Genomic DNA, 12,932 nt, shown 5'->3' with positions numbered 1-12,932 from the left:
AATACTGGTATGGCGCTAATTGCATTGATATCACGATTTTATATATGTTTTTCATCGTGATAATGCTGAACAAAGTGATTGACCGTCAATGGTAATGGTTTTTCGGTTTCCAGTTGATAGCATGTTAGATAGCCGCTATCTACTGCTGCAGAGTAGTCGGTACAAGCAACTTGTGGACTGAGTGGCTCAGGGGTGCCAGTGAGCCAATAGTGCCCGACGAACACAGGTTTATGAGTTTTTAGCGCAAATTCAATATTTTCAGCCAGTGCGTCAGGCGGTATTTGTGCCAATGCGGACGATGGAGCACGAGACACTTCACGCAGGGTGCGTGTATTTAACTCATCTAGCCACCAGCGTACTCGTACTCGCGTACGCTCAGTACCTTCTTTGTCTACCATCACAATGCCGTCAGGTAAGCCTGTTTCAACCCCTTTTAACACTCGCTCTAAAGCGTCAAAGGCGATGGTATCTTCTTTAGCCATCGCGATTAAACCTGCTGGAGTCAGACAGTTATCGTCAGTCAGAAGGGGCTTTAATATTGCCATGCTATCTGTATCCCAGCAAGCATGTACAAAACAGGCGTAGTCGGTCTCAATCCATAATGGAATTTCGTATAGACGCTGCAACCAGTACTCATGTTGCTCTGAGCCAAATGGTATCTCTGCTAAAAACGCCTCATGTTGGCGTCTATGGATATCATTGTGCGAGCGTAAATACTGGCTAGTATTATCAGGATCACGCGTGGCATATGCCAATGCGTTATATTCATGGTTACCCATTACTGCATCGGCCACATCGGCATCTAGCATCGCAAAGACAATTTCTAGCGTGGCTAATTGCTGCGAACCACGATCGATCAAATCACCGATAAATAAAGCCCTATGACCTGTTGGTGGCACGAAATGCTGATCGTTATGCTCATAGCCTAACTGATGCAACAGACCGACCAGTTTGTCTGCATAACCATGTATATCACCGATAATATCTATAATCATAATGTATTACTAAATCTCAAATGTAGAAATATAACGTGCGCAAAATAGAGTTCATAAAATATTGCCGTCTTTAAAGTGATAGCTTTATTATACGTAAAAATGTCTAAAATCCCGGTGATAGCAACGCATTGATAAAGTGCGGTAGTACTTCTGGTTCCAAAACAATCGTAGCGATAACGCCGAATGCGCCGCCCCACATATGAGCCATATGATTGATGTTTGAGCCACCACGTCGATCAGCATAGATACTATAAAATATATAAGCGACAGCAAATAGTATCGCAGGAATAGGAACTACGGCAAAGAGATAAATTCTCTCCCATGGTGCTAACAGAATAAAAGCAAATAGCACAGCTGATACACCGCCTGATGCACCTAAACTCAAATAACTGGCGTTGTTCTTATTTTTCACGTAGCTTGGAATCATGGCAACGATAATTGCCAACACATAAAAAACCACAAAACCATAGCCAAACAAAAACGGCTGATATAGTCCTTCGATAGCACGCCCAAAGAAATACAAAGTAAACATATTAAAGAGCAAATGCATACTATCAGCATGAATAAAGCCATGGGTCACAAAGCGATCCCATTGCCCATTGTTGACTGCTGGCGGGTAAAAAATCAATCGATTAAATAGCGTCTTGTTTTGCCAAGCCAATAAGCTGACAATAACGGTAATAATGATAATAAGCGTCGTATGGTTTAACAAAGGAAAATCCTTAGGCCGTGCCTGATATGTGACAATGTTACAAATGACAAGCTACAAATGACAATATTCAAAGCCTAAGCGTTACGGCTGAGTAAAAAATAAGTTTGACGTCTGATCCGTATTAAGTACTAACCATTAGCAATAGACTAATACTAACAGCAGTTGCGATAACGCGAATACCTATTGTGTGACAAAACGATGCTTTTTTATGCGGTTATAGTGAATAATGTAGCAGTGTACCATGCAACATAAGTGAAACTTTTAAAGCAAGGTTAAAGATGAGAGTAGTGCTCATTCATCCGCGCTGCGATTAATCTTTTAGACAAAGAAGCAAAATACACAAGTGACATGGATAAAAATAAAATAAGTGCTTAATTTTGCACATTCCAATAAGGCTGATAGAGGCAGTGAAATATGAACATTATTGACCAGCTAGAAAAAACGGTAACCCCAGCTGTAATGGGTAATGATGACAGCAATAATGTCGCCTATGTCAGTCTACTTGAGCAGTTTTATGCTGTTTTGGCCGCGCGTTTAGCTGTGCCACAGGTTTACTCACAATTGCTGCGTACTGACCAAGTAATTACTAGCAGCAATAATGAAAGCCCCTTATTTGAACAAATATGGCAAGATAAAAGCCTGCAAGAGACTATCGTCCAAGAGTTGTCAGCCACCCATCATATTGATGAACAGACAACTGAGCAACTACTAATTAGTGCCGCGCCGTTGGCATATCGTGAGTTAAAAGTATTGGCCAATGGGCAGTTTTTGCCAGCATTTTTACAAGACAAACAGGCTGCTTTACGTCCATATTTACCTATCTGGTCAGCAGCTGTGATTACGGCTACTCAAGGTGTAAATCAGCAAGTACAAAGAAGCTTTGGTTCAGATGATGACTATGTGCCAGTACATGTGCCAGTAAGTGACAATATATCGAATAGGCAAGATGATTCTACTTTAGATACTGGCATAGCTGACATAGACACACCAATAACGAACACTGATGCAGAAAGTATAGAGCAAATATCAACTGCTGAGCGCGCAAACACTGAAGCGTTAGATAACGATACGATTGCCAATAGCGATGCTATTCATGCTAATCCAGCAGCCTACCATTTGGCAGAAAATCGTAACTTAAAGCATGCACAGGTGCGTACTCGTAATCAACGAAACGATCTACTAATACGTGTGTTTTTATTAATAGTAGTCCTAGCCGCGCTTGCCCTAGCAGCATGGGCATTGTTGGTGAAACCCAATAATGAAATACCAGTAGAACCTGTGGTCGCAGCACCTGTTGAACCACCGCCAGCACCCGTGCCTCCTGTACCAACAACGACTCCTGTTGAGATTATTGTCGGTGTAGACAACGACGGCAACTTGTACACTTGTAGCGCGACCGTTGGCGATGCTGCGCTGCAAAGTACGTTGCAACAGGCGCTTAATACAAGCTTTGGTGAGCAGGCAAGTATTTGTGAATTAAACATACAGGACGGGGTAGCAACCACAATCGCTAATATGCCTGCGGAGACACTGCCTAATGTCTTGACGATGCTACGATCAACACCATTTGCACGTTTACATGTGCAAAACGACCGTCTCATACTGGAAGCGCCAGACAATATGCTGCTGCAAAAACTGGTCACAGAAATACGAAGCTTAGTACCAGCGATGGTGGTCGAGAGTACAGCGCCATTGCCGTTGCCTGATAATAGTAATATGGGTGATGCTACGAACAACATGGCGAACGACAATAACCAGTTTGTAGATGATAGGGCGGGGATTAATAATCAATACAATAATAGTGGGTTAGATAGTAACTCTGGCGAATACCAAGCATCAGATGATGATACTGGAGTTCGTGTGATACCAACTCCTTTGCCTAACAATAATAGCTTTAATAATACGCCCAACAATCTGCCTACTAATGGCGCGAGCAATATTCCCAACAACTTTCCTTCAAATAATCAAACGACCAGACCGCCAGGTCCTTTTTCTCCTTCAGAAGTGGATGAGATGGCAAACACAGTCATCGTTGCTGAACCAGCTCAAGTAAGGTAGTTTTTATAAGGCACGCTGTTTCATATGGCGTGTCTTTTTATATGGCTTATCTTTTCATGTAATTTGGCTACAGTTACGTGTGCCAACCGAAACATTACTTACTGTATCATTTGCACAACAACGTACAGACTGTGAATAGCAGCTTAAGAATTTTATAATAATCAAAACCAAATAAAGTATTTTGATGGATTTATCGCTATCATGATTACCTAATACTATAACGATTGAATACAAAACAATGATATAGCTGCTTTTTGAGCGAACGAATGATATAAATAAAAATTAAGGGGAGAGCCATATTATGGATATTATTAGCCATTTGACACGCACCGTCAGCCCAGCCGTATTGGAAGATGACCGTAGCCCAGCTAAGAAAAATCTATTAGAGCAGTTTTATGCCATTTTTGCTGCTCGTCTTGCAGACAACGATACTTTTAGTCGCTTTGCTAACGAGAACATTGCCCGTGATGACAATGCTTTTTATGATCGTGTATGGACAGAAGGAGCACACCGCGACCAAATCTCTCGCGAATTAGCAGGCAAACACAACGTCGATGCAACCGCTTCACGCGGTCTAATTGCGATGGCAGCGCCACTAGCTTTTCATGAAATAAAAAGCTTAGCTGGTACCACGCCTGTTCCGCAATTTTTGAATGATAACCTGAACAGTTATCAGCATCATATACCTGCATGGGCGGGTACTGTTTTGCCTGCTAGTGCGGTCGCTGCCACCTCTACGGCTGGTGCACCGATTTCTGATACGACCAGTACAGCGCCACTACAAAAAGAAGAAGAGCCAAAAGAGAGCTTTATGAAAGCGCTGCTACCTATTATTGGTTTGATTATCTTGGGTGCATTGGCTTGGGCTCTACTCAGAGGCTGTCAAGAAAACCCTGAACCTGTAGCAACACCAGCGGCTACAGTGCAGCAAGGGGTGCAAGGTAATGAGACACTAGCGGTTGCAGGCGCGATTGAACCTGCATCACTGAGTATCGCAACTGGTGAAAATAGCGAGCTGTATGCTTGTCGTATGAGCGTAGGTGATGAGACATTACAAACCAATGTTATGAATGCTTTGACTGGTGCATTTGGTGATGAAGCCAATAAATGCCGTGCTGATGTTGATGATAACTTTGCAGTAGATATGCCAGCATCTGCTCAACTGGCAACGATATTACCAATTATCAAAAATGTACCGAACGCGAGCATGATTATCAAAGGCGATAACATTACTGTCAATGCTCCTGATAAAGCCGCATTGGACAAGTTGGTTGCTGACTTACAAGCAGCTGCTCCTGCCATGACCGTGCAAGCTGAAGGTCCATTAGACTTGCAAGGTGAGATTGATGATAGTCTGGCTGCTGCAGATGTGGCGATGACCAATCTTGGTGAAAACCCAGATCCACGTGATGTTGCCCGCGCTTTGAGTATTCAGGTGATTAACTTCCAAGTAGATGAAGCAGTTATACCTGAAGTCAATAAGGCGCTGCTAGACCGTGCTGCAGAAATCATCAATAACGTACCTGATATGAAGCTGATGATTGTCGGTCATACGGACAGTCAAGCCTCTGATACCTATAATATGGAGCTGTCTCAGGAGCGTGCTGAGTCAGTGAAAGCGTATCTAGTGTCTAAGGGAGTTGATGCTAGTAAACTAACGACCAAAGGTATGGGCGAATCAGAACCAATCGCAGATAATTCAACCGAACAAGGTCGCTTCCGCAATCGCCGTATCGAATTTATGGTCAATGACGAAGTGGTCAGCGCAAACGATGGCATGATGATGAACAGTGATTCGCTAGATCCAGATATGAACCCATTTAATAGTAACAACGATGATTTGTTACCAGATGGTGATGACGCTACCCAAGGTACTGCGGTAGACCCAACCAATTAATCTACAGGTTCTTATTTTGATTATAGTAGCCAAATGACAAAAACCGCATCTTATAAAGGTGCGGTTTTTTGTATGCTACTCGATGATAGTTAAGTAAGCTATTATTTATACAGAGTAGGATCTGTTGATTCTTTAGCCGTCTGACCATCAGCTTGCGCATCAAAAAAAGTCTGAGTAACATTTTGCTTGGCTTGCTGCCAGTATTCAAATTGCTGGCAAGTAGATTCAAGATCGCCTTGCCATGTTGGGATGTTACCGCGCATGGTTTTGATACGTTGCTGGTTAGGGTAAGGCAGATCTTGCGCAGCTTTAGCTGCCTCATGAGCAGCCACACGGTCGTTGCATACGAGAGCAATATCACAACCAGCATCAATGGCCGCTTTTACACGAGCACTGACATCACCAGCCGCCTTTGCACCTGCCATCGATAAATCATCAGAGAAAAGTACCCCGTCAAATTTAAGCTCATCTCGAATGATATCTTGTAGCCAAATTTTAGAGAATCCTGCTGGCTTGTCGTCTACTTGCGAAAATATCACATGTGCTGGCATAAGAGCGTCCAGACTATGTAGCGTTTGAGCAAAAGGTTGCATATCACTATTGATGATTTCATTTAAGCTACGCGTATCAATGGCTTCTGATACGTGCGAGTCAGGAGCGATGGCACCATGACCGGGAAAGTGTTTACCAGTGGTTGCCATACCAGCCGCTTTCATTCCGCGCATAAACTGTGTTGCAAGCGCGGTGATGGCTTGTGGCTCATGATGAAAGCTGCGATCACCGATGACTTGACTAATACCATCTCTATCCAGTACGGGTGCAAAGCTCAAATCAATTCCTACAGCCAGCACTTCAGCCGCCATTAGATAACCGCAATCGTAGGCGCAGCTGAGTGCCTGACTTGGGTCTTGATTGAATAGCTCACCCAGCCGACCCATAGCAGGCAAGGGCGTGAAGCCTTCACGTAGCCTCGCCACTCGTCCACCTTCTTGGTCCACACCGATAAGTATGTCTTGATTGTGATAACGTATATCGTCGCACAGTGCTCTGACTTGGGCCGCATCTGTGACGTTACGACCAAACAATATTACTCCGCCGACCTGTGCTTGTTTAATCAAACTGACATCTTCAGCGGTCAAAGCGGTACTATCGATATCTATCATTAAAACGCCGTACATCGCGTGTTCCTTATTATTTTATATATGGTTATATTATGAATGTGACTGACTATGCCTGTCTTATCACTTAGCAGTCATTGTTCAGATATCTTATTATGACAGTTATTATTAATTGAGCATAATGGGGCAGATTATTGGGGTCAAATCAATTTGCTAATAACCAGTAGATTCAGTCATCAAATCGATGTTGATAGCCCTCAATTGCTATGTATGATAAAAGTGATAGAAAGTTTGGTATGTACAGAGGTAGCGTGTAAGATTGCTTATACAGTTTGAGACAGTTCAGTATTTATGTGCATGATAATATTGATTGATTTTTGACTATATATCAGTATTTAATGATGCATAAAGTATAAGAATAAAAAACCCAGCATTTATAGGTCATAACAGATTCGAGCATTTCTAATTCTGATGAATTATCCAATACTATTAACTTCAAATAACTAGGTACATATGATGAAAAAACAACCAGCACAGTGGTTACTCAGTGCAGCGTCAGTGGGCATCGCCGGTATTATCCTGACCCAAAGCTACGGTACTGCAGTTGCCGAGACCAATACGGGAAGTTTCGTTCAGACCCCTGAGCAAAAGGTCACCACCCGTCAAGTAGCCGCCTTGCTGGATCGGAGTCATTATCTTAATCAGCCTTTAGATAGCAAGACCGGTAGCGAAATCCTATCAATGTATATCGATAGCCTTGACCCAAATCATACGTTGTTTTTGCAATCTGATGTCGACGAGCTTAAGAAAAAACACGCTGAAGACTTTGGTGCTCGCCTAAAACAAGGTGATCTATCTGCAGGGGTAGAGGTGTTTGATCGTTACCGCAAACGCTCAAACGAGTACTTTGCGATGGCCACCAAGATGCTTAAGACAGATATTGATTTGACAGGTAACGACACAATCATTCTTGATCGCGAAAAACTCGGTCATTTTAAAACCAAAAAAGAGCAGCGTGATTACTGGGAACGTCAGTTAAAGTTTCAGTTGATGAGCATTACGCTGGGTCAAGAAGACGAAAAAGCCAAAGAGAAAGTATTTTTAAGCAACCCAGATATTACTCGCGGACAAGACTTGGTACGTAACGATGAGCGTACGCCAAATGAGATTTTGCAAAATCGTTTGTCACGTCAACAAGAGCAGTTTAAGCGTCTCAAAGATGATGAAATCATGGAAACCATCTTAAATACGGCGATGCTCACTTATGATCCGCACAGTAATTACTATGCACCGATTCAAGCGACTGAATTGCAAATCCAGTCTAGTCTTCAGTTGGAAGGCATAGGTGTCTCTATTCGTCCAGATCGCAAAAATCCGGATTATACTCGTATTGTGACTTTGGTCGATGGTGGTCCAGCCGCCAAGTCGGGTCAGATTAAGCCCAATGATTTGATCGTTGGTATCGCAAAAGATGGCGAAACCATGACGGACGTGGTTGGCTGGTCAACGCGTGAAATTGTTAGCTTGATTCGCGGAAAGCGCGGTACATCGGTCACACTGAAACTACGTCAACCTAACACACCTGATGCTAGCGCCCGTACAGTCACGGTAGTACGAGACATTATTCAGCAAGAAGAGTCAGGCGTCACTCAGCGAGTGGTAGAAGTGCAGCGTCCTAATATTGATAAGACACCAAAGCGTATTGGCGTACTTGAGATACCAAGCTTTTATTTAAACTATCGTGCACGTCGCAATGGTGAAGACTACCGTAGCGTTAGTATCGATACTGAAAAAGCACTGAAAGAGTTGAATAAACAAAATATCGATGGCCTAGTGGTTGATTTGCGCAACAACCCTGGCGGCTCGTTGGATGAAGTTGCCAAGATGTTAGGTTTCTTTATCAAGAGCGGACCACTAGTACAGATTCGTGATAATCGTGGCAATATTCAAGTGTATCGCGACAATGATGGCGGCGAGCAGCTGTATGATGGCAAAATGGCAGTCATTACCAACTTAGCATCGGCATCAGCCAGTGAAATCTTTGCCGCTGCTATTCAAGACTATGGTCGCGGATTAGTGGTTGGTAGTACGACAACTGGTAAAGGCTCGGCGCAAATTCAGCTCGATAGCTTAGCTTTAGGCTCTGCTACCTTAACTCAGCGTAAGTTTTATCGTGTTACTGGCGGTAGTACGCAAAATAAAGGGGTCGTACCAGACGTTGAGCTAGTCAATATCTATGATGATGCCACTTTTGGCGAACGTGCTCAGAAAAAGGCCTTGCCTTGGGATACGATCAGAACAGCACCGTATAAGCCTGAAGGGAAGTTTACCAGTGATACATTGGCGACGCTCAATCAGCAGTCTAAGATTCGCCAACAGAAAGACCCGCAATTTACTTATCTGTCGACACTAAATGATATTCGTAACATGGATGATGAAAAGAAACCTGTTCGATTAGATATCAATAGCCGCCGAGCTAAAATGCAACTGATTGAGAAGCGCTCACTAGAAGCGGAAAACAAGCGCCTTATCGCAACTGGCGAGCGTCCGTACTCTAACTGGAACACTTATCAGGCAGCGATGGACGCAAAGTTTGAAGAACGTAGCCGTATGAAAGCAACTGAACGTCCAGAATTACCAGAGGATGAAGCGTTTATCAATGAGGCAGCTTACCTCATGCTCAGCGCTGAACCTAAGACAATGCTTAGCCCTGAAGAGAAGCTATAATGTGAAGTTATTATAGCGTTACGTAATCTATGTAAGCATATGCTTACATAGATTGACGTTTAGACCTCTTACCAACGAAGGGTCAATCTGCGACTATAACTGTACGGCACGATTGAACGAAACGGTTCATTGATACTAGGGATTGGTATCTTAAAGGTCGCACTAGGGATAAGTAGTTTGCTGATTAAGGATGATAAGGCTGGATGCCTGTCAGTTATGAGATACCCCGGGATTAGGTATCACGTAACGCTAACATGGATGGTTGGTAATAAAAGCCGCATGACGCTTGTCGTTATGCGGCTTTGTTACGTCTGGATATTAATAATTTTTATGTCAGGTTTTTTAAGTAGATAGTATTCAAGTTTAGGACATTTATATTAATTCAAAACTTACCATGAGATAAGCATAAAAAAAGGCCAGTAACCTTATCGGCTACTGGCCTTTTAGATTAGATGATAAATTTAATAACTTATTATCTAACTATTGTCACTACACTCTAGAAGAGATTAGTGCTCAACGCCACCTGCACCATGTACATGGCCATGGTTTAGTTCGTCTTCAGTTGCTGCACGTACTTCTTGGATTTCAACATCAAATGTCAAACGCTTGCCAGCCAATGGATGGTTTGCATCAACAGTCACTTCTTGATCGTTTACAGCAGTCACAGTAACCAACATTACTTGGCCGCCAGCTTCTGACTGGAACTGCATACCAGGCTGAATGTCATCAACGCCTTGGAAGTTGTCACGTGGTACGTGCTGTACTGCTTGCTCTTGGTATTCGCCGTAGCCATCAGCAGGTTCAACGACTGCATTAACTTTTTCGCCAGCAGACTTACCTTCTAATTGTGCTTCTAGGCCTGGGATAATGTTGCTGTGACCATGTAGATAAGCAAGTGGCTGACCTTCTGGTGACTGGTCAAGGATATTGCCTTCGTCGTCTTTTAGTGTGTAATTGAATTTGACGGCAGTGTCTTTTGCGATAGTAGTCATAAAATATCCTAAATATATCTATGTAAAAAATTAAATACGGTTGCAATAAACCTAAAAAAGCCAATCTGCAAGCCAAAAGGCCACGTCATTAGTCAATTATCATCAGTTTATTAAAGTAACTTTAGCAGTTAGCATCTTTAATTGAGATGGCCCACATAACTTTCAAGGCAAAAAACATAAAAAATGCCAATTAATGCCACAATTTACAATAATAACTGCTATTTTCTATAGTTAATGCATAGCTATTGGCTATTCATGGTTTAGGAGTTGCTTTTTTAGAGTAGGACTTCTAGCATAATTATAAAAATAAGGACGAGAGATACGATGACTGCATTTGCCAATACCACTACTAAACAACCAACGAGTAATGTTTCGACCAATCATGATGATACTAAGGCTAAAACGATAGCTGATATAAGCTATCAACTTGATTTCGCCCGTTTCTACGAGCATTTGGTCGATGTATCCCTGAGCTTTACAGCAGTATCCGACGCTCCGCAGCTTTGGTTACCAGCGTGGATACCAGGCAGTTATCTGATGCGCGAGTTTGCTCGAAACATCACTGCGGTACATTATCAAATAGTAGAGGCTCAAACAGCGGATAGTAACAAGCAACCAGAAACTTATCGCGCGCAAAAAATTGACAAAAATACATGGCAGCTGCCAGCGGCGCAAGCAGGGCAGACGGTCATAGTCGAGTACGAAGTCTATTGCTATGACTTGTCCGTGCGTACAGCCTATGTCGATCAGCAACGACTGTACGGTAATTTCACCTCGCTTGCGCTTGCCATCGAAGGGCAAGAGCAAGCGCCTGTCCACGTTAGCTTAATCGTTCCTGAGACATTTTTTGCAGACAAAGAAAGTAGCAAAGTACTGTTAGCCTGTGGTTTGGACGCTACGCACCTGCAAGTTGGTCAGCAGCAAAAAGGCCTTCAGCAAGCGAACAGTCAGCACATTTATAAGTTACAGGCAGCGAATTATCACGAGCTGATTGATTATCCATTCGAAATCGCAGAACAAGAAAAGTTTGATTTTATTATGCATGATAATGAGCACCAGACGCTACATCATAGCTTTTACCTGTCGGGTAAGCAGAATGCCAATCTAGGTCGATTGCAGCAAGATATTACTCAGATTTGTCAGACCTACGTAGATTGGTTAGGCGATGCGCCATTTGACGATTATACGTTTATGACCTTTGCAAGCGGTCAAGACTATGGTGGGCTTGAGCATATCAACTCTACTAGCCTTATCACCCCGCGCAATGACTTACCCAGCACCAATGAGCCAAAGTTACCAAGTACAGATTATCAGCGGTTTTTAGGCTTATGCAGTCATGAGTATTTTCACTCATGGTGGGTGAAGACGGTACGTCCTGATGTCATGATCGATGTCGATTTGCGCCGTGAGGCATTTACGCCATTACTTTGGGTGTTCGAAGGGTTTACGTCTTATATCGATGACTTCATGTTGCAAGCGTCAGGTGTGATTGATAAAGCCAATTATCTGCGACTGCTAGCCGAGCAAATCAATCGCTACTATCAGACCCCAGGGCGCGGTAATCAAAGCGTGGCAGAATCAAGTTTTGATGCTTGGATTAAGCTGTATCGTACCGATGAAAATACAGGCAATGCGGGTATCAGTTACTATAATAAAGGCGCGTTGGTAGCTTTATGTCTGGATCTAATCTTACTCAAAAATAGTGATGGTCTTTATCGTTTATTTGATGTGGTCAAAGCTTTTTATACTCAAGCCAAGCAGAACGACAGTAAGCGGATTGGTATCAGTAGTGCTGACATGGGCTCTGTTATTGAGCAGTTTATGCCGCTAGCAGAATGGGAAGATTTTGAACGCCGTTATGTCAACGGGGTAGAAGAGCTGCCAATTGAAGCGTTGCTAATTGCAAACGGTGTCAAAATACAGGTGAATACTAAAGAAACCGCTGACAAGCATGTGCCTTGGGGTATGCGATGTAACGAAACGCCAGCTGGGCTAAAGGTCAATCGTGTGATGCGAGATAGTATTGCGGCTAAAGCTGGTATTTCAGCACATGACGTTATTATCGCGATTGACGGCATCAAAGCGGATACGAAACAACTTACCACTTTGGTTAATACAGCGCATCCTGTTGAGTGCTATTTATTCCGTCGTGATGAGCTGATGTGTGTTCAGGTTCAACCCGAAACGACAACTAAAGTGAAGCCGCGAGATGAGACAACTAGCATGACTGGAGCAGTCCCTCCTCATAAAGTAAGCCTACGCTTAGCTAAAGGAGATAAGACTCTAGAGGATGATAATGAGCAATTAAAAGGTGAGGCAGGTTGGGAGACATGGCTTAATGTTATGAAGCGCTAGCCTCAATGCTACATCAAATACCTTTCCATATGAAAAACCCTTCCATATAAAAAACCCTCTTCCGAGCAATACTGCTTA

General features: G+C 43.1%; 8 protein-coding genes. 4 read left to right on the top strand and 4 right to left on the bottom strand.

Annotated features, from left to right (window positions below; genetic code table 11):
- Positions 1 to 38 precede the first annotated feature (38 nt).
- Entirely contained in the window at positions 39 to 995 is a 957-nt protein-coding gene (locus Q0788_RS05575) for a metallophosphoesterase (RefSeq protein ID WP_298808623.1), read from the bottom strand.
- Positions 996 to 1,098: 103 nt separating this feature from the next.
- Complete coding sequence (locus Q0788_RS05570) at positions 1,099 to 1,707, bottom strand: rhomboid family intramembrane serine protease (protein ID WP_298808621.1); 609 nt, start codon at positions 1,705 to 1,707, stop codon at positions 1,099 to 1,101.
- A 414-nt stretch (positions 1,708 to 2,121) separates the two neighbouring features.
- Between Q0788_RS05570 and Q0788_RS05565 the strand changes: the two genes are divergently transcribed.
- Both Q0788_RS05565 and Q0788_RS05560 read left to right on the top strand, forming a co-directional pair.
- The gene (locus tag Q0788_RS05565; RefSeq protein ID WP_298808617.1) at positions 2,122 to 3,765 is read left to right on the top strand and encodes a hypothetical protein; all 1,644 of its coding nucleotides are present in this window, start codon (positions 2,122 to 2,124) and stop codon (positions 3,763 to 3,765) included.
- Between the two features lie 301 nt (positions 3,766 to 4,066).
- Positions 4,067 to 5,662 (top strand): OmpA family protein, encoded by a 1,596-nt coding sequence (locus Q0788_RS05560; RefSeq protein ID WP_298808615.1) that lies wholly within the window; start codon positions 4,067 to 4,069, stop codon positions 5,660 to 5,662.
- A 101-nt stretch (positions 5,663 to 5,763) separates the two neighbouring features.
- Here Q0788_RS05560 and nagZ read toward each other — a convergent pair whose 3' ends face one another.
- Positions 5,764 to 6,840 (bottom strand): beta-N-acetylhexosaminidase, encoded by a 1,077-nt coding sequence (gene nagZ / locus Q0788_RS05555; protein WP_298808613.1) that lies wholly within the window; start codon positions 6,838 to 6,840, stop codon positions 5,764 to 5,766.
- Between the two features lie 456 nt (positions 6,841 to 7,296).
- Here nagZ and Q0788_RS05550 point away from each other — a divergent pair, with 456 nt between their 5' ends.
- Entirely contained in the window at positions 7,297 to 9,507 is a 2,211-nt protein-coding gene (locus tag Q0788_RS05550; protein WP_298808611.1) for a carboxy terminal-processing peptidase, read from the top strand.
- Positions 9,508 to 10,013: 506 nt separating this feature from the next.
- On the opposite strand, the gene Q0788_RS05545 is transcribed toward Q0788_RS05550, so the two are convergent.
- Complete coding sequence (locus Q0788_RS05545; RefSeq protein WP_057758283.1) at positions 10,014 to 10,499, bottom strand: peptidylprolyl isomerase; 486 nt, start codon at positions 10,497 to 10,499, stop codon at positions 10,014 to 10,016.
- A 324-nt stretch (positions 10,500 to 10,823) separates the two neighbouring features.
- Here Q0788_RS05545 and Q0788_RS05540 point away from each other — a divergent pair, with 324 nt between their 5' ends.
- Positions 10,824 to 12,854, top strand: a complete 2,031-nt coding sequence (locus Q0788_RS05540) for a M61 family metallopeptidase (protein WP_298808608.1) — start codon at positions 10,824 to 10,826, stop codon at positions 12,852 to 12,854.
- Positions 12,855 to 12,932 lie beyond the last annotated feature (78 nt).

Origin of the sequence: uncultured Psychrobacter sp., assembly GCF_947500265.1 — a bacterium.
Lineage (GTDB): Bacteria > Pseudomonadota > Gammaproteobacteria > Pseudomonadales > Moraxellaceae > Psychrobacter.
This window is presented reverse-complemented; position numbering and strand designations above follow the sequence as displayed.